This is a genomic window from Singulisphaera chitinilytica, assembly GCF_049331405.1.
In the GTDB taxonomy this organism is placed as follows: domain Bacteria; phylum Planctomycetota; class Planctomycetia; order Isosphaerales; family Isosphaeraceae; genus PoT.
On the sequence record NZ_CP186275.1, the window covers coordinates 231,458 to 250,273 of the forward strand.

At 65.4% G+C, this 18,816-nt stretch carries 11 protein-coding genes; 4 read left to right on the plus strand and 7 right to left on the minus strand.

Features of this window, described 5'->3' with window-relative positions; translation table 11 throughout:
- Positions 1-628 precede the first annotated feature (628 nt).
- Positions 629-1,315, plus strand: a complete 687-nt coding sequence (locus tag ACOYYX_RS39075; protein WP_422931780.1) for a hypothetical protein — start codon at positions 629-631, stop codon at positions 1,313-1,315.
- Positions 1,316-1,549: 234 nt separating this feature from the next.
- Here the strand turns inward: ACOYYX_RS39075 and ACOYYX_RS39080 are convergent, their stop codons facing one another.
- Complete coding sequence (locus tag ACOYYX_RS39080) at positions 1,550-1,780, minus strand: hypothetical protein (RefSeq protein ID WP_422931781.1); 231 nt, start codon at positions 1,778-1,780, stop codon at positions 1,550-1,552.
- Positions 1,781-2,135: 355 nt separating this feature from the next.
- Between ACOYYX_RS39080 and ACOYYX_RS39085 the strand changes: the two genes are divergently transcribed.
- The gene (locus tag ACOYYX_RS39085) at positions 2,136-2,765 is read left to right on the plus strand and encodes a hypothetical protein (RefSeq protein ID WP_422931782.1); all 630 of its coding nucleotides are present in this window, start codon (positions 2,136-2,138) and stop codon (positions 2,763-2,765) included.
- 363 nt (positions 2,766-3,128) lie between these two features.
- On the opposite strand, the gene ACOYYX_RS39090 is transcribed toward ACOYYX_RS39085, so the two are convergent.
- The 5 genes from ACOYYX_RS39090 to ACOYYX_RS39110 all read right to left on the minus strand — a co-directional run bounded on the left by ACOYYX_RS39090 (position 3,129) and on the right by ACOYYX_RS39110 (position 8,874).
- Positions 3,129-5,051, minus strand: coding sequence for a hypothetical protein (locus ACOYYX_RS39090; protein WP_422931783.1), 1,923 nt, complete (start codon positions 5,049-5,051; stop codon positions 3,129-3,131).
- Between the two features lie 81 nt (positions 5,052-5,132).
- Complete coding sequence (locus ACOYYX_RS39095) at positions 5,133-5,423, minus strand: hypothetical protein (RefSeq protein ID WP_422931784.1); 291 nt, start codon at positions 5,421-5,423, stop codon at positions 5,133-5,135.
- 452 nt (positions 5,424-5,875) lie between these two features.
- Positions 5,876-6,379: a hypothetical protein gene (locus tag ACOYYX_RS39100; protein ID WP_422931785.1), complete on the minus strand. Its 504-nt coding sequence runs from the start codon at positions 6,377-6,379 to the stop codon at positions 5,876-5,878.
- A 525-nt stretch (positions 6,380-6,904) separates the two neighbouring features.
- Positions 6,905-8,449: an AAA family ATPase gene (locus ACOYYX_RS39105; protein WP_422931786.1), complete on the minus strand. Its 1,545-nt coding sequence runs from the start codon at positions 8,447-8,449 to the stop codon at positions 6,905-6,907.
- Between the two features lie 182 nt (positions 8,450-8,631).
- Complete coding sequence (locus tag ACOYYX_RS39110) at positions 8,632-8,874, minus strand: hypothetical protein (protein WP_422931787.1); 243 nt, start codon at positions 8,872-8,874, stop codon at positions 8,632-8,634.
- A gap of 921 nt (positions 8,875-9,795) precedes the next feature.
- On the opposite strand from ACOYYX_RS39110, the gene ACOYYX_RS39115 reads away from it, so the two are divergent.
- Positions 9,796-13,770, plus strand: coding sequence for an Ig-like domain repeat protein (locus ACOYYX_RS39115; protein ID WP_422931788.1), 3,975 nt, complete (start codon positions 9,796-9,798; stop codon positions 13,768-13,770).
- A 155-nt stretch (positions 13,771-13,925) separates the two neighbouring features.
- On the opposite strand, the gene ACOYYX_RS39120 is transcribed toward ACOYYX_RS39115, so the two are convergent.
- Positions 13,926-14,543, minus strand: coding sequence for a TetR/AcrR family transcriptional regulator (locus ACOYYX_RS39120; protein WP_422931789.1), 618 nt, complete (start codon positions 14,541-14,543; stop codon positions 13,926-13,928).
- Between the two features lie 281 nt (positions 14,544-14,824).
- Here ACOYYX_RS39120 and ACOYYX_RS39125 point away from each other — a divergent pair, with 281 nt between their 5' ends.
- Positions 14,825-18,763: a beta strand repeat-containing protein gene (locus tag ACOYYX_RS39125; protein WP_422931790.1), complete on the plus strand. Its 3,939-nt coding sequence runs from the start codon at positions 14,825-14,827 to the stop codon at positions 18,761-18,763.
- Positions 18,764-18,816 lie beyond the last annotated feature (53 nt).

The window sequence follows — 18,816 nt, forward strand, 5'->3', positions numbered from 1 at the left end:
GCCGAGAAGATCGGCCTGTCGGTCGGAGCGACCTACCGCCTGTGTTCGGGCCGACGCCTGACACACCGGAGGGTTGGCGAGAAGAGGGGATCGGGCCGGATCACGATCAGCGAACAAGCGATCGAGAATTTCCTCAATTCGTGCGAAGTCCTGGTTGATGACGGCCCGATCGTGAGGAAGACGTACAAGCCAAAGCCAAGGACGGTTGCCAGCGAGGCATGTCGGCCTGACGGGAGCCCTATGGTTTACCTTGGACATCTGGCGCACGAGAAGTAACGGGGATGACGAATCTCCACCCCCATGCGACCCGAGGCGGGCTCCACCCCGGCATCCTGCCTCGCTCGTTCCAACCCGCCCGGTTCAACGGGATGCGATCGCGTGACGGACGATGTTGCCGCCCACCGGCCGCCGCGTTGCGGCATGCGTCGTCCGCCCCTCGACAACGCCCGTGGGATGTAGTGCATGGACACCTTCCCGCCCCACGTGGGTGGCCGATTCGACGGCTGCGAGGGGCCTTCGTTCGCCGCTCGGTCGCCCACCGCTCGTACTCCGTGCGGGATTGCAACTCCGACCGATGTCTGAGATGATCCCATCCCGTTCGGAGTCGATCTCGGTTAAGGAGAACCAGATGTCGATAATGTATGCCCGTCTCTTGCCCGCCCGCCCACTCGCATGGGTGGCCTGCTTAATCGCCTTAACCCACCAGCCCGCCCACGCCGGCGGCATGTATTCCTTTTCCGGCACGATCGCGACGGCGGACCCGTCGACGGGGATCGCCGCCGGCACTCAGTTCCACGGGACGTTCTCGTTCGATCCCGCCGCCCAGCCGACGGACATCATGCGGACGCCCGCGCCCTCGGGCATGGACACGGCCTCGTACACGCGGACCAATGGCCCGCCGTACGCCATCGCCCCCGGGATGACCCTCACGGTGGGGGGCCAGACTCTCATAGACGCGACCGATCTTGCCGTCGCCAGCAACACCCGGACGTCGCCCGAAGTCCAGGTCTCGGCCTCCGGACTCATCAATGGGGCCCTATTCCGCGGGGCCCTGGATCTGCTGGATCCCGTCGGAATCCAGTACGGCATGTTCGGGCCGATCTCCTCGCTCGACCTGAGCCACTTCTCGGGGGCGAATCTCGAGGCGACGAACTCGAACACCGCAGAGGTACTGTTCACGGGGACAATCACGAGCCTGACGGCCGTCCCGGAGCCGGCACATGTGACTTTGGCCTGCCTGGCGGCCGGCGGGCTGGTGGGAGTCCACCGCCGGCGGAAGGGGCTGCAAGGGCGTGGGACGCCGGGTGCCGGCTGACGGCGTGAGCGAGGAGAAGCGGTCAGTAGCTAGGCCGCGTGGGCGAGGGATGCCATGGGGCATTGGCGGGGCATGCCCAAGGAGTTCCCGGATAGGTGTCATCGCCGGGCAGGTCAATCCTTGCCGCCCACGGTGGGCAGTGGCGACGGGAAGGATAGTTCGGCGACGGTGGCGGAAGGTGAGACTTGTCGAGCGTGCGGACGTTCTCTCGCTCGCGTCCACCTTCGCCCACCGCTAGCCACGGACCCTCACGGGCCTCGCGTTCGCCACGCCCAGCCTTGCCGCCCACGCCTCGACTTCCTCCGCGGAGCGGAACAGCCTGGCGTGCTCACGACGGTCGGTGGCGAACGTGTCGAACTTGGGGTTGTACGCCACCCACGCCCGGAGGGTGAAACCATCCTTCGTGATCTCGGCCGTCCACTCGCGTGGGCCGGATGGTTCGGGCCGACTGTCGGAGTGGGCCATCGGTGGCGAGCCCTCCCGTGGGTGGCTGATCCGTCGTATGGGGTGTAGACGGGGAAGGTATGCAATTGGGAGGCCGCGTAGGGGGGGGGACGTGGCTAGTGGACTTTCGGGGGTGATGTGATCCGCTCCATCCGCGAGAGCTCCTGTCATCCACCCGGGGCGAAGCATGGGCCGAAGCCGAACGTTCGCAATGAGGCCCCGGTTCACCACTCCTTTGTGTTGGGACACCCCTCTCATTTCAGGAAACATGCCTCCCTTCCCTTTGAAGCCTTGATCGGCTAAACTCCCTGGCCTCTTGGCCCGGAGGCCGCGCTAAGGATGTACTCGAGAGATTAGCTCCCAAGGGACTGCGAACATGCCACGGTTATGGATGGCCCTTGTCCTATTAGTTGCCCCGTCCTCGGTCGCAGTGGCCGCTCCTTTGTATCCGTACGAGCCGTGGGGATCGACGATTGAGGGCCTGGGATCCGCTACCCGATATGACGGATACAGCCACTTCTGGTCCAGTCAACTCAATTTCGGCTATGTGATCCCCACGCACCCCGATGGCAGCACGATGTGGGTATCTTACTCGGACCAGCATTTCAGTCTTCGAATGGCGTTTTCTCCGTATGATCCAAAATACGGGTTCCCGACGGCGGGCGGGATACAGCACATGGGCATCGATCAAGACATCTCGTTCATTCAGGTGGATGGGGTCATCAATGGGACACGCGATGGCGCTACGCGTACCGGCAAGCTGGATATCACCCTGACGGATGTTTATTTCCAGAATCTTCCACCCGAATTGAACGCCATAGCCGCGGGGACTAGCCATTTCGTTCCACGATTTGATTTTAACAACATGAACCGCTTCTTCGTGAACTTGGACATCGTGCCGAACCCTGTCCCAGAGCCGCTGACCATCACGACGTGGGGCGTTCTCGGGGTTGCCGCTATCGTCGTGGACCGACGACGTTCCCGCTCGGTTCGCCGATCTGCTTGATGGCAGCGGGTATGGCTTGCTTGTGATTCACGCCAGGAGCTTCCCCGGGCAGCTGTCCCTTCGACTGGTTAGGCCGTTACCCCACGCCACCCACGAGCGTGCCGCCGGCAACAGCGGGCGGCGTGAACGTGGCGTGAATGCATGGACCACGTGAACCCTGTGGGCGGCGAGACGGGTTGGCGGAAGGGTTGGCGGTGAACCTGTACGGTGTGACCGGCGGGCGGAAGGGGTGTCCCCGGGCGGTGTTCCGGTGGCTGCGGCGGTGGGTGACCTGTGGGCGACGGTGACGAGGTAACCCAACGACTCGTCCGGGCCACCCACGTGGATGCCGCAGGCGGCCCGGACGGTGCGTGACCTGACGCCTCACTTCTTGAACTTGATGGTCGTCCCCGTCTGGTTCGCCATCTTGGCGAGGAGCTCTCTCGACTGCGAAAGGATATCGGTCTGCTTCTTCGCCTCCGAGTCACCCACCGAGCTTTGAAGCTTGGCGGCCAGGCTCGACGCGTCGAAGACGTCCACCGAGCGGGTTTGCTGGCTCTTGGTTTGCTCGTCCATCGCCTCCTCGACCACCTTCTTGTTCACCCTCTGGCCGCCTTCCTCCACCGCAGCATCCGCCTGCCAGGCCGCGGCCTTCGGGTCGATCCCGGCATCGATCAGGAGTTGCCGGATCTGCTCCTGTAGACCGGCCGCGATCACGGCCCCGTTGCCGGTCATCGCGGTGCCGATGGTCAAACGCTGCTCGATCGCCTTGTCCAACCCGGGGATTGTCTTGGCCGCCAGGTCCGCATCCTTCTTGCGACGCTTCTCCTGATCCTCCCTCGCGAGGTTAGCGGCGGCCACATCGCGATCCTCGCCGGTCAGTGCGACCCGGCCGGAGATGGCTTTCCCTCCCTCAATCTCGAGCTTCCTGAACACGTCGTCCGAAGCGGCGTCGACCTTGCCCTTGTCGACGCCCATCTTGGTCAGGCGGTCGCGGACCATGTCCTCGGTGAGCGTGCCTGCGATGGCGGCTTGGCCGAGGTCGCCCCCCTTGAGGGCGTCGGCCTGCTCTTTGACCCATTTCTCTCGCTTCGCCCGGTATTTCTTCCACTCGGCGTTGTCCGCGTCGAACGCGGCGAACTGGGAATCGATCTGGTCGCTGAGATCCTTGGCCTCTTTCTTCGCCTTCTTCTCGTCCTTGGCCTTCTTGCGGGCCTCCGGGCTCGTCTTGTCCAGATTCTCGAGGGTGCCCTCGGGGAACAGGCTCTCATTGAGCATGACCCGGTTCTTCAGGGCGGCCATCGCCCCGGGGTTCTTGGAGTCCTTGCCCTCGTTGTCGTTCATGGCCCTCATGAGGAGATCTTCGGCCTTCTCGGAGTCCGCATCGCTCAACCTTTTGTTGATGCGTTCCTGAACCTCGTCCCGCTTATTGATCCGGTCCTGACGCATCTCCGGGGTTACCTTCTCGCTCCTCGCGACCAAGTCGCTCGCCGCGTCGAGCTCGGCCTGCTCATCGGGCGATATCTTGGCGTTCGTGTTGTCCCCGATGAACCCCTTCATGAGCCCCACCTTGAGCTCGTTGAACCCGATGTCTTCGACCGCCTTCTTGACCGCCTTCTCGCTCTCCCGGGTTTCCTTGTTCGGGGTGTCCCGGAGCTTCTCCAACTCCTTCTGCTCCTTCTTGTAATCGTTCAGCCGCTTCTGCTCGTCGGCCGTGAGCTTCGTGGCCTTGGCGAGATCCTCCATTTCTTCGGCTTCGGTGCGAGTAGCCCCGACCCCGAACAGATCCTGGACGTCATGCCAGTGGCTGTAGACCTGGTAAGCGGCGACGGCCGCGAGCTGTGCCCCGGCCGCGATCCCCGACGCCATCGCCGTGCTCGCACCCGCCGCGGCGGTGAACGAGTAGACGAGCGGGCTGATGTTGTTGACGACCCCGTTGAATCCGTACTGCAAGTCGTCGACGGCATACCCGACCTGCATGAGCCCGCGGGCCAGTGCCCCCGATCCGCTCGTGGCCTTGGACATGCCGGCGTTCATCACGCCCAGGGCCCCGGTCGACTGGCTGACCGCGGAGTTGGCCAGGTGCATCGCGGCACTCAGCTTGTTCATCTCATCCCGGACCACGGCGATCCGAGTGCCCCAGTCCTGCACGGAGATTGATCCCCGCGTGACCTCGTCATCGAGGGTCTTCAGCTCCCGTTCGAACGCGTCCATCGCCTTCCGGGCGTTGGCCAAGCCCCGTTCCATGTGCCCGCTGTCGAGCTGTAGGTCCGCGTGGATGCCGCCGACGTTAATCGAGTCTGCCATGTCGAAATATCTCCAATCGTGGAATTGATGAGTAAAAGAGAGGTGGGGAGGTAAGGTGGGGGTGGCCTGACGGACGACCGGTCACCCGACCACGCGGAACGCGGGTCCGGCGGTGCCTAACGCTTCGCGGGTTAACCGTCCAGCGACGGCCAGGACTCCCAGGCGTCCCGGGTCGTTCGCAGGCCAACCGTTGAACACCGCGACAAGGTTGAGCCCGTCGAGGATTTCGGACTCGATCGAGCTATCCGAATGGCCCTGGGATCGGCGGTTACGGACGATCTTGCGGATGGATTCGCCCATCTGGCGGGCGATGTCCTCGCCGATGCCGGACTCGTGGGGGGTGTCGGGAGAGTTGTTCATGTCGGTGTTCATGGGTAAATCGGGAGGTGGAGTAAAGGGGGAAGGTTGTGAAGGCGTGCGGGACATGCCACCCACGATGGGCGGCGGTGCCGCTGGTAACACGTGACCCGTCGGTTCTACCCGGTCTCAACCCGTCCCACCTCCACTCACAACCAAGGCCCCTGGCTGCCCAGTAGGGCGTCCCGCATGCCCGGGTGGACAGGAAGGCGTGCAAGGGGCCGAGGTCGCGTGGACGGGCGGATAGGTGGCTTCCCGGAGGGGTTATGGGGTGGGAGGCAAGTGAAAGTGGGTGGCCGTTTACCGAGGGTCAACCGAACTGGTCAGACCAGTAATCACGATTGGTACTGATGTGAATGATGTGATGGGCGGAAGGTCAGGGAATTAGCCGCCCACGGGTGTGACGACCGGCGGACGAGAACGGTGGGAGGGGGATCGCCGCCCACCGCAGGGCCGGGCGTGCCGGGTTACAGTTCTGACCGGATAGACCGCCAGGCGTCAACCGCCCCCGCGAATGTCCCCGCCACGAACTCCGGCCGCGTCCACACGCGGGCTTGGTCCACGTTCACCGCGATTGCCTTCCACAGCTTCCGGCGTCCCACGGCATCGCCACCCAGGGCCGGGCCGGCGGTGTCGGCGAACAGGTCGCAACTGCGGGCGGGGGATTTGTCGGCGAACACGAAGAACGATGCGGCCTCGTCCCCGAGCTGGTCGGCAAGGTGGACCAGGTTCTCGAGCTGATCCCGGGAGGCAACGTCAGCCGCCCACATGCGGCCCGATACGTAACCAAGCTGAAACAGTTCATCGGCCCGGGCGAGCTCGACGGGGAAATCCTCGCCACCCACCGTGGCGGACGTGCATCCGGCGTGGACGGCGTGGCGGTTGGAATCGGCCAGGCGGATGCCGCGGGATTCGGCGTGGTCAGAACGGGCGGTGTGGGTGGCCTGGCGGTCAAGGGTAGCGGTCGACATGGGATGCGTTCCTCGGTTGAGTTCGAACAGGGTCTCAAGGCATACCGGACGCTCACGTTGCGACCGGCGATGGACGAATGTGCGTTCGTTCGGTGCACTTATGATGTGCTAGTGGAATCAGTATTCACGAATGGGTATGATTTGCGCGATCGGACCCGAGAAGTGGGCGAAGGTCGGCCACCCACGAGGTGCCTGCGGCGGACGTGGAGGCCGGATGGACTGGAGTCGGGCCACAAATGGGGGGCCGGACTGGTCGGACCAGTGGGGGCAGGTTGGATGCCGTGGGGTCGAGGGATAGCCGCCCGGGGGGGGCGGTCGCCGATGTCCACGGGCGACGAAGGGTGAGCCCAAACCCCTGAGACGCCACCCAAACCGACCGTCATGGGGATGGGTATGGACTGCGGGCACGCATACCCAATCGGGCCGGGCGAGGCGTCAAGGTGTGTGTGTATGGTAATGCCCTTCTATACTAGAAGGGGGCATACCATACACATCACACTTGGGACCCAAGCCCACCCGGAAGGCTCAGGACTTCTGGCCGATTTTCGCTTGGCCATTGGCGGTGAGGGTGTACTTGGTCGACTTGCGAGTTCCCGCCCCGCTCACATTTTGGCCGACAAGCCCATCCTTGACGAGTTGGGCGAGGATTCGGTCGAATTTCGGCCGGTACCACTTGTGGGCCTCGTGAAGCTTCCTGGCGGACATGCCCTCAGGATTCGTCAGGATCGTTTCCAGGAGCTTGATGCTGTCGGCTTCGTCAGCCGAGTCCTGGACGGCCGTGGATGAGCCTTGCGTGCCCTGCGCGCCCTCCTTGTGGGTGGCTGGCTCCTCCAAAGTTACATGCCACCGGCCGTCGGGCTCGTCGGTTGTTGGCGTCCGATCGATCGTCAGGGAATGCAAGCTCGAATAGCCGGATGATCCGCCTGCCACGAGATGCAGACGATGGACGTCCTCGCCCGGCTTGAAACGCTCTCGCCTGCCCAGCAGAAGCCAGCTTCGGGCGAATTGGGCGAGCCCGGCATGGGCGAGGTTGCTGAGTTCAGGCACCGCACCAAAGCGGCCGGTGGCCTTGCGAAAATGATGGCAGATGATCGGCGTGCAGCCGGTTTCCCGGCAGACGTCGGTCAGGTTTCCGAGCACTCGGCCCATCTCGAACATCGAATTCACATTGACATTCTTGGATTTTTTGCCTCCCATGATGGCCAAGTAAAGCGGATCGATGATGATGACTTCGAGCTCTTTCGCCTGGATTAGACATCCCAAGGCGTCGAGCTGATTCGGGTCGCTCAGGTCGGGCAACTTCCGGCCGAAGACGATCCCCAGGCCACGAGGATCGACCTGCTTGGCCCGGCAGATCTGACGCACGCTCGTTTGCAGTGTCGAGATTTCATCTTCCGCCGAGAGCATGCCGACCCTCACGCGGTGAGGCACGGGGAAATGCCCGAGGAACGGCGTCTCGGACGCCAGGGAAACCGCCAGGTCATTCGCGGTACTCGTTTTAAGCGACTTTTGCTGTCCGCCGATGACCAAGGCTTGGTCCCGCTGCAAAACGCCATCCACGAGCCAATCCGCCTGGTACGGTTCACTCAGGAACTCATCCATGTCCAAAATCTGCCCAAGGCGGTCATCCAGGAATTCAGAGGGCAGGTCCAGGGAACAGTGCTTCCAAAGCTCGGCCTCCTGGATCATGCCATCCGCTAGCTTTGGTATCCCGTTGAGCTTGAGTCTTCGGATGGCCTCATACACCAAGCTCCTCCGGACATCTTCGGAAGCAGTGTCGAGCAACGGTAAGGCGACCTCCCGTGCGGCTCTTGCTGCATCCCGCCATATGTCCGAAAGCTTGGACAGCTGGTAATCGAAGTCCCGATACCCCGCGATGGCCCGATTGATGAGCCGAGCTCCGTTCCTGGCCATCTCGGCGAGTTCCGGATCGCTCCGAAGCAAGCGATTCCACTCCCTGCTGGCAAGTTCCGCCACCTTCGCGGGGTCGGGCATCGCGACGATTCGACTTCCCTCTTCGTCGTCTGAATAATGTTGACTAATTCTGTTCTCGCCGATATAATCATACATAGTTGATACTCCTGCCTTCTGCCGATGAAACTGTTGTCCGCCGCAAGCCCTGGGTGGCCGCCCGGGGCTTTGCCATTTCTAGGCGCGTACGTTGATCGTTGGACCCGTCCGGCGGATGCCGTGGGTCGCTTGTTCTCGTGTGAATGATGGTTCGTCCGTTCTGCCGAGCGTGGCGGCGGCCGTTACGCGGTGGCTGCGGCCTGCGGGCCACCGTGGGCGGCCTTCTTCGCCCGGATCTCTTCGGCGTGCCGCTTCGCGTCTTCGATGTGGAATAGCGTGCGGTCGCCCCCGGTTTGCATGACGCGGAGTTGGCCAAGGGCCGCCAGCTTCAACGCCCGGTAATAGCTGAGCTTCGTGAGCTTGGCGAGCTGCGTACCGAGACAGAATTCGGACGGATCAAGGCTGGTAGTTCTCGAGCCCTTCATCGATCGCCTCAATTCCAGATTTGCCGTCGATTGGTCGGATGGAAAAAACACGCCCTCTAAATACACGGTGGTTCGGTTGCTGTTTTTCGCGGTTTCTTCTACGAACCGAAAAAGCAAGCCCCTCAACATACCGGTGGGCAATACTCTCTAATTCGCGGATTCTTCGCTGTCCGGTAAAACGTGGGCCTCCGCTATAACGGTGGTTGCATTAGGGTAATTCGCGGATTTTTAGCCGATCAATGAAACATATTCACGCAAATCGAATGCTCCCATCACGTTAGCCGCAACGCGGCATCCACGTGGGCGGCAATCCCTCCCGGCCCTCGCCCGACGAACTGCCCCCGGCCTGTCAAGCGTCGGATGTGCGGGGCAACGACGGTGGACTACGAGACCCAGGTAACGAAGCGTGGGATAACGGGGTGCAGGGCAGGGGAGGCCGCCCACGCGAGCGGCGTCCGCCGGCAGTCCACCCGGCTACCCATCCCGGCCTTTCCCTCGACTCCCCCGCCTTTCCCCTCTCACCTTCGTCGCCTTCCTCGACTGCTGCTCCCCGGACGCCGCTTTCACCATCGCGACAAGCCCGGCGCGTACCGGTTCCGGCAGGTCGTCCCAGGCCTCGACCACTTCTCGAAGCCTGGGGTCATCCGACGGGAGCACGATCCCGCCGCCCGCCGTGGCGAGATCGATCGGGATGATTTGTGGGGCAATAGAGGGGCAAGGCGGGTTGGCCGATGCCGCAAGTTCAGCCGTCAAGCGGCTTTGGGATATCCCAGCAATGGAAACATGATCCATTGATGAATGAAAGGTCGGCCTGGTAAGCTGTGCGGCCAGCTTCGAGGTTGCCGCAGTCCGGCAGTCGCCGACGAGAGGCCCACCGACGCGGCTTAATCGACCTTATCATCAATCATAGGATAGAACACCTTGGGCGCTCATTCCCCCTCGCGTCGGCCCTGGCTCCCCCTCCGTAGGTATCGCGGCGAGCGACTCCGCCAGGCCTTGCGGCCGGGACTACTCGAACTGGAAGGGCGGGTGAATCTCTCGTCCGTGTTCTCGATCGCGGATACGAGCGCCGTGGAGAGGGATCGGGGCTCGACGGAGATGAATTTCACCGTCACCCGGAGCGGGGATACGTCGGCGCCCGTGGCGGTCGCGTATCATACGGTGGATGGCACCGCGAAGGCCGGCGAGGACTTCCTGGCGAAGTCCGGGATGGTCGAGTTCGCGGCGGGGCAGGCGACCGCGACGATCTCCGTACACTTCGCCGCAAACCGGATCACCCAGGATGACCTGACCTTCTCGGTCGAGTTGACCTCGGTCAGGAACCTCGCCGACATCACGTTCGACCTGCAGGCGAACTTCCAGGCCAATGGGTCGATCATCAGGGCCGCGGTCGGCGACTTCAATGGCGACGGCAAGCTCGACATCGTCACCGGGAACGAGTCTCCGAACACCGTCTCGGTCCTCCTGAATACGACCGAGCCCGGCTCGAGCACGGCGACGTTCGCGCCCGGCGTCGACTTCGAGGCGGGGGGCAGCCGGTCCGGCCGCGCGGTGGCGGTCGGCGACTTCAACGGCGACGGCAAGCTCGACATCGCCGCGACCGACCTCTACACCCACCAGGTCATGGTCCTGCTGAATACCACCCCGGCAGGCGCGACGACGCCGTCGTTCTCGCCATACTCGGAGGTCACGAGGGGCTCGAACCCGCGAGATATCAGGGTCGGAGATATCAATCAGGACGGCAAGCCCGACCTCATCGTGGCCAGCCTGGGCACGAGGAGCATCTCGATCTTCCTCAACACCACCGAGCCGGGGGCGACCTCGCCGGCCTTCGCCCCCCAGGTCGACTTCGCCGTGGGGGGGCTCCCCTATTCGGTCGCGATCGGCGACCTCAACGGCGACGGCAAGCCGGATCTCGCCGTGGCGGTCCCCCCCGAGGCGACCGCGTCGGGGCCCGACGGCATGTACATCTCGGTCCTCCTGAATACGACGGAGCCGGGGGCGCAGGCCGCATCCTTCGGCGCCAGGGCCGACTATCCGACCCCCGACGGCTCGTCGCCCCAGTCGATCGCTGTTGGCGACCTCAACGGCGACGGCAAGCCCGACATCGTTGCGGAAAACTACCTGTACGGGCTCGAGAAATCCACCGTCCGCATCTACATGAACACCACGGCGCCCGGGGCGACGAAGGTGACGCTCGCCGACAGGGTGGTGGATCAGGGCAGCGGATTCGCCTACGCCACTATCAGGGACATGAATGGCGACGGCCTGGCCGACCTCGTCTACAGCAATGGCGCCCGCCCCCTGGTGCAGCGCAACACCACCCTGCCGGGGGAGGCGATGGCAACCTTCGTCGAGGCCAGCGGCGGCAACTCCAGGGGTTCAGTCCGGGATCAGGTGATCGGCGACTTCAACGGAGACGGCAAGCCCGACATCGCCCTGGTGGGAGCCTATAGCTTCCCCCTGGTGATCGATGTGAACAACACCCCCGAGACCCCGACGCTCGGCAGGGCGATCGCCACCGGCACGATCATCGACGACGACGACCCGGCGACGATCGAGCTCATCGACGGCGACGGGCAGTCGGCCACCATCGGCTCGACCTTCGGCACGAACCTGGTCGTCCAAGTCAATAACGCGAACGGCAGCCCGCTTCGGTATACGCCCGTCACCTTAACCGCCCCGGCCTCGGGCGCGGGCGGGACCTTCGCGGGGGGCGCCACCAGCGTCGTGGTGGAGACCGATTTCTATGGCAGGGCCGTCGCCCCGGCCTTCACCGCCAACGGCTTGGCCGGCTCCTATGTCATCTCGGCGAGGACCTCAGGGCTCGACGAGACCATCAACTTCGACCTGACCAATCAGAAGATCGCGACGTCCTTCAGCGGGCTCGTCCCGCTGAACATCAACTACGGCCAGGATTTGTTACTGGGCGGGCATCTCGATGCGGGGGCGAACTTCCCGGCGGGCGAGACCGTGACGATCAGAGTCGGCTCGGTGGTCGCGCAAGCCCCCATCGACGCCAATGGTGACTTCAGCAGCGGTCTGCACACGGGGATCCTCCCCCTGTCGAGCACGCCCTACACGGTCACTTACGAGTTCGCCGGCAACTCGATGTATAACGCTTCGATCGACACGAGCACGACGCTGACCGTCTCTCGCGGCTACCTGTTCATCTCGGCGAAATCCTTGGACAAAACTTACGGAGATGTGATCACCTTCAAGGGTGATGAATTCACCATATTCGGGCTCGCCAATCAGGACACCGTGACCTCCGTCACACTCTCCACCCTCGGCGCGGCGGCGGATGCGGGCGTGGACATGACCCCTTATGCCATCAATGTCTCGGGCGCCGTCGGGACCGGCCTGAGCAACTACATCATCAATTATTTACCCGGCAATCTAAATATTTTGCCGAGGCCGGTCACGGGTCATATCACGGTCGCCGATAAGACCTATGACGGCAACACCAACGCGACCGTCCTGACTCGCACGCTGAGCGGGGATCTCGGCGGGGTGAGCCTGGTCGGCGGGACCGCGACGTTCGTGTCCCCGGATGTCGCCAAGAACCTCAAGGTGACCCTGGTGGGGGCCCAGTTGAGCGGCCCGCTCGCCGGTAACTATATCCTCGACGGGGAACCTCAGACGCAGGCCACCATCACCCAGGCCCCGACCCGGACGAGCCTTCACTTGTCGAAGGACGTCATCTCCTTCGGGGAGTCGGTGACCCTGACGGCCACCGTCAGCCCTGCGCTGGGGAGTAGCTCGGTGATCTTCTTCGACTTCTCCAGGGAGATCGGGACCGCCCCGGTCGTCGGCAACACGGCCACGCTGACCGTCTCCAACCTGGAGGGCGCAGGACACCGGATCACGGCAACATATGTGGCCGACAAGAATCACTCCTGGAGCTCCAGCGACTCCCAGGATATCTTCCTCAAGACGATCCCCACCGCCCACTCGCTGACGGTCTCGCAGAACCCCGCGACCTACGGGCAGCCGGTCACGATCGTCTCCACCGTCGACCCACGAGCGACGGGCTCGGTTTACTTCATGGACGGCGAGACCGTCCTGGAGATCGTGCCGATCTCCGACGGCCGGGCCACCCTGACCCTGAGCCTGCCCGTCATCGGGCACGACATCCGGGCCTTCTACCCCGGCGACCGGAACTTCGACTCGGCCTGGAGCACCCAGCGGATCGGCCTCCAGGTGAACCGGGCCGGATCCGTCACGACGCTGACCGCCTCGCCGGGCGCCGGCAAGATCGGCCAGCCCTTGACGCTCACCGCCGTCGTCAACGCCGGGGCGACGGGCTCCGTCCTCATCTTCGACGGCTCGACCCTGATCGGCCAGTCGCCGCTCAATGGCTCGACCGCCGTGCTGACGACCTCGAGTGCCCTCTCGGTCGGCTCCCACGACTTCCGCGCGGTCTACATCGGCGACGGCAACTACCTCGCCAGCACGAGCCCCGCCGTCACACAGGTCGTCGACCGCTTCAGCACCTCGACGACCCTGACCGCCGGGCTCACTTCCTTCGGGCGAGGCAGGGCATTCCTGCTCACGGCCAGCGTGACGCCGGGCGTCGAAGGGGGCGTGACCTTCTACGACGGCGCGCGAGTCCTCGGCACCGGCACGCTCTCCGGCTCGACCGCGACCCTTCTGGTCCGTCGCCCGCTCCTCGTCGGTCGGCACACCCTCACGGCGGCCTTCGACGGAAACGCCCTCTACGCCGGCAGCGTGAGCAACGCCGTCCGCCTCCCGTTGAACTCGAGGCCTCCCGTCATCGCCAACCCGGCGCCACCGACGACTCGTCCCGGCCGCCCCGGGTTCTTCCCCCAATTGCAGGAGCTCGCCGCCGGCGCGCCCCCCCGGCCCTCCCGCTTCCCCTTCGGCCGAAGTTGAGCCCTCGAGGCGGCGAACGACCTCCGAACGCAATGCCGATGGATTGATCCGGGGCCCGCGGCGCAACAACCCCGCGAGCCCCGGCTCAGCGCGCGTCCGCGGGCGAGGGGCAGGGCAGCGAGACGCGGACGAACGACATCGAGGCCTTCGCCCGCTTACGGCTTCGCGCCGAAGCGGAGCCCGTCGACCAGCAGGGAGATCATCCGCCCGGCGTGCTCGGGGCCCTGGCCGTACGCGTTCATGCAGAGGCTCGCCACGGCGCCGAGCAGGTCCTCCGCGTCGTAGTCGGTCCGGACCTCGCCCGAGGCGGCGGCACTGGCCAGCAAGGAGCCGAACGCGGGCAGGAGCCGCTCGCGGAAGTAGGCCGGCAGCGGGTCGAAGGCCGGGTTGCCCGAGTGCAGCGCCGAGGCCAGGCCCCGCTTGGTCGCGATGAACGCCGCGTAGCGATGCATCCAGCGCGACAACGCCTCGACCGGCTCGTGATCCTTCGCGAAGGCCGCCGCCGCGTCGGCGCAGGCGTCGATCTCGCGCCGGAAGACCGCCGCCACCAGCGACGCACGATGCGGGAAGTGCCGGTAGACCGTGCCGATCCCCACACCCGCCCTGTCCGCGATCTCGCGGACAGGCGCGTCGACCCCGGAGGCCGCGAACACCGCCAGGGCCGCCTCCAGCAACGCATCCAGATTGCGTTGCGCGTCGGAGCGCAAGGGCCGCGACTTCTCCTCGTCGCCCCCCTCTCCTTCGATGTCCGGCTTGCCCACCTTCCTGCCCATGACTCGAAGCACCCCGCGTCTCGGATCAATGGGAGCGTCGTTCCGCATTTTCCAATGTAGTGCAAGCCGGCCCCGGCGACTACCTCGGCCCCTCGAAATGAGGGGATGCACGTCCATCGCCGACGCGTAGAGCCGATCGAGATTTAATCCATTGATGAATGCGATGTCGTCCTGGTAAAATGTACCGTCTCCGTCGACCTTGCCGCGGCCCGATCGCTCGAAGACGAGAGAGGCCCGCAGTTCGCGGCTCCATCGAAGCCCATCACCGAGGGATTCCCGACTTGAGCGCCTTCACTCCCCTCCGCCGCCACCGTACGTCCCGCATCGCGCGACTTCGCCACACCCTGCGGCCGAGCCTCTTCGAGCTGGAGGGGCGGGTCAATCCGTCGAGCCTGGTCTCGATCGGGGATGCGAGCCTCGCCGAGGGGGACTCGGGCTCCTCAATGATGAACTTCACCGTGACCCGGAGCGGCGACCTCGACTCGCTGGTGGCGGTCGCGTACAGCACGGCGGACGGGACCGCCAAGGCGGGGGTCGACTACACGGCGACCTCCGGGATGCTCGTCATCCCGGCGGGGGCGACGACCGCGACGATCTCGGTGCCGGTGACGGGGAACCTCCTGCTGCAAGGGGATCGGTCCTTCACCGTCAAGGTGAGCTCGGTCGTGGACCTCACGCCGACGACCTTCACCGAGAAGACCGACTTCGACGTCAGCAACCTGCCGCTGGGCGTCGCGATCGGCGACTTCAACGGCGACGGCAAGCCGGACATCGCCGCGGCCATCACCACGTCCGACTCGGTCTCGATCCTCACGAACACGACGCCGGACGGGGCGACCACGCCGACGTTCGCCCCCAGCGTCGACTTCAACGCCGGGTCGGGCCGGAACGTCTTCGCCGTCTCCGTGGCCGACTTCAACGGCGACGGCAAGCCCGACCTCGCGATGGCGAACGACTGGGTGGGAACCGTCTCGATCCTGCTCAACACGACCGAGCCGGGCGCGACGACCCCCAGCTTCTCCCCCTACACCGAGTTCGCCACGGGGGCCTCGCCCTTCACCGTGACGGTCGGCGACATCAACCAGGACGGCAAGCCCGACCTCACCGTCGCCAACGTGAATTCCAACACCGTCTCGGTGCTGCTGAACACGACCGAGCCGGGCGCGACGACGCCCACGTTCGCTCCTAAGGTCGACCTCGCCATCGGGGGAGGCCCGAACTCGATCGCGATCGGCGACCTCAATGGCGACGGCAAGCCCGACCTCGCGGTCGGCGTGCCCGACTCCGACTACTACTCGATCTTCCTGAGCACGACGGAGCCGGGGGCGACGACGGCGACCTTCGGCCCCAGGATCGACTTCACCACGCCGAGCCAGACCGGGCCCGTCTCGGTGGCGATCGGTGACCTCAACGGCGACGGCAAGCCCGACCTCGCCGTGTCCAACGTCTTCGCCTCGACCCTCTGGGTCCTGCTCAACACGACGGAGCCGGGGGCGACCACGCCGACCTTCGCCGACAAGGTCGAGTACGCCACGGGGACCCATCCCACGTCGGTGCAGATCCGGGACCTCAACGGCGACGGCGTGCCCGACATCGGCTTCGTCAACGGCACGAACAGCTCCCTCTCGGTGCTCCCGAACACGACGGTCCCCGGGTCGATGACGGCGAGCTTCGCCGACCGGCTCGACTTCGCCACGAACTCGACCCCGCAGGTCCTGGCGATCGGCGACCTCAACGGCGACGGCAAGCCCGACCTCGCGGTGCAGAACTTCTATTCCAACAACGTCTCGGTCTTCCTGAATACGTCGCCGCCGCCGGTGACGATCACCGTCGCGACGGCCACCGGCACAATCCTCGACGACGACGCCCCGGCCTCGATCTCGATCGTGGCGGGGGACCAGCAGTCCGTCCAGCTCGGCGGGACCTTCGCCACCAACCTGAGCGTCCTCGTCCTGAACGCCGCGGGCAACCCGGTGCAGGGGGCCCCCGTCGCCTTCTCGTCCCCGGCCGTCGGCGCCACCGGCCTCTTTGAGGGGGGGACCGCCGCCGTCGAGGCGACGACCGGCGCCGATGGCATCGCCACCGCCCCGACGTTTACCGGCAACGACGTCGCCGGCGGCTACGGGGTCTCGGCCGCCGCCGCGGGGGGCGATCCGTCCGTCACCTTCATCCTCTACAACGAGAAGTTCGCCCCGAGCTTCAGCGGCCTCGAGTCGACATCCATTATCTATGGGGATGCCTCGATCACGCTGAGCGGGCACATCGACGCGGGCGATAATATCCCGGCCGGCGAGACCATCACCATCACGATCGGCGCTGTGGTCGCGCAGGCCACCATCGATGCGAACGGCGACTTCACCACCGTCTTCGACACGTCGACCATCCCCGCGTCGACCACGCCTTACGTCATCGACTACGAGCTCGCCGAGAGCGCGAACTTCGCCGCCGCGAGCGACACGAGCACGAGCTTGGTCGTCGGGCGTAAGGCTTTGACCATCTCCGGGGACACCGGGTACAAGACCTACGGCGACACGGTGACCTACGTCGGCGACGAATTCCTGGCGGTCGGCCTGATCAACCAGGACACCGTGACCGGGGTCTCGCTCGTCAGCCAGGGCGCCGCCGCCGACGCGGACGTGATGCCCACGCCCTACGCCGTCATCCCCTCGGATGCGACGGGGACCGGCCTGAGCAACTACGCGATCACTTACATCAACGGCATCCTCACCGTCCTGCCGAAGCACATCCAGGGGGCGTTCTCCGCGAGCGGCAAGACGTACGACGGCACCATGGCCACGTTCGTCACCTCCCGATCGACCGTGGGGGACCTCGGCGGCGTGAGCCTCGTCGGCGGCATCGCGATGTTCGACGACCCCAACGCCGCCCCCGGCAAGACCGTGAGGCTCGTCGGGGCGACGCTGGAAGGCCCGGGGGCCTTGAATTACGTCCTCGACTCCGTCATCCCCACGACGGCCAGCATCGATCCCGCGCCGACGGTGACGACCCTCGTCACCTCGTCAAACCCGAGCACCTTCGGGCAATCGGTGACCTTCACCGCCACGATCAGCCTCGGCCTGACGGGCTCCGTATCGTTCTATGATCGCGGCATCAAGCTTGGCGAGGTCCCGCTCACCGGGGAAACCGCCTCGTTCGTCACGGCCGCCCTGACGACCGCCGAGCACTCCATCAAGGCCGTCTACAGCGGGGATGACAACCACGCATCGAGCACGAGCCTCCCCCTGACGCAGCTCGTCAACCAGGCCGCGACGACCACCACGCTGACCTCCTCGCCGAACCCCGGGATCTACCAGCAGACGGTCAACCTGACGGCCGCCGTGACCCCGGGGGCGACGGGGATCGTGAATTTCTACGACAACGGCGTGATCTTCGGCAACGCGGCGATCGTCGACGGCAAGGCCTCGATCGCCACGACCCTGGCCGTCGGCGGCCACCCCATCACCGCGACCTACACCGGCGACGCCAATTACCTCGACAGCACCAGCGCCGTCCTCGCCCAGTTCGTCATCCGGGCCGATTCCGTCACGACGCTGACCGCCTCGCCGAGCCCGAGCACCTACGGCCAGGCCCTGACCTTCACCGCCAGCGTCAACGCCGGGGCGACGGGTTCCGTCCTCTTCTTCGACGGGGGTTCCTTGCTCGGCCTGGCCACGATCGCCGGCTCGACCGCCGTATTCACGACCTCGAGTGCCCTGGATGTCGGCTCCCACGACATCCGGGCGATCTACGTCGGCGACGGCAATTACTTCGCCAGCACGAGCCCCGCGTTCACCCAGGTCGTCGCCCCGGCCGACTCGGCGACGAGCCTGACCGCCTCGCTCTCCTCGATCGGCCGAGGCCGGGCCGTCCTGCTCACGGCCGACGTGACGCCCGGGGCCGAGGGCTCCGTGACGTTCTACGACGGCAACCGGGCCATCGGCACCGGCACGATCACCGGCTCGACCGCCACCCTGCTGACCCGGCGCCCCTTGCTCGCCGGCCGACACGCCCTGACCGCCATCTTCGACGGCGGCTCCAACTACGCCGGCAGCGTCAGCAACACCGTCCGCTTCACCTCCGGTTCGAGGATCCCCAACGCCCCCATCCCGACGACCCCGACGCCGGACCCGAGCCCCGTCCGCCCCGGGTTCGTCCCCCAACTGCAGCAACTCGCCGCCGAGGCGACTCCCCGGCCCTCCCGCTTCCGTTTCGGCCGTCGTTGAGCCATCGAGGCGGCGGCGAACCGCCTCCTGCCATGTTCATAACTTGACCCCGG

Coding starts and splice junctions, on each gene's coding strand:
- ACOYYX_RS39105 (WP_422931786.1), bottom strand. CDS start 8,449: ATGTATGATTATATCGGCGAGAACAGAATTAGTCAACATTATTCAGAC.
- ACOYYX_RS39080 (WP_422931781.1), bottom strand. CDS start 1,780: ATGGCCCACTCCGACAGTCGGCCCGAACCATCCGGCCCACGCGAGTGG.
- ACOYYX_RS39085 (WP_422931782.1), top strand. CDS start 2,136: ATGCCACGGTTATGGATGGCCCTTGTCCTATTAGTTGCCCCGTCCTCG.
- ACOYYX_RS39120 (WP_422931789.1), bottom strand. CDS start 14,543: ATGGGCAGGAAGGTGGGCAAGCCGGACATCGAAGGAGAGGGGGGCGAC.
- ACOYYX_RS39090 (WP_422931783.1), bottom strand. CDS start 5,051: ATGGCAGACTCGATTAACGTCGGCGGCATCCACGCGGACCTACAGCTC.
- ACOYYX_RS39075 (WP_422931780.1), top strand. CDS start 629: ATGTCGATAATGTATGCCCGTCTCTTGCCCGCCCGCCCACTCGCATGG.
- ACOYYX_RS39100 (WP_422931785.1), bottom strand. CDS start 6,379: ATGTCGACCGCTACCCTTGACCGCCAGGCCACCCACACCGCCCGTTCT.
- ACOYYX_RS39110 (WP_422931787.1), bottom strand. CDS start 8,874: ATGAAGGGCTCGAGAACTACCAGCCTTGATCCGTCCGAATTCTGTCTC.
- ACOYYX_RS39095 (WP_422931784.1), bottom strand. CDS start 5,423: ATGAACACCGACATGAACAACTCTCCCGACACCCCCCACGAGTCCGGC.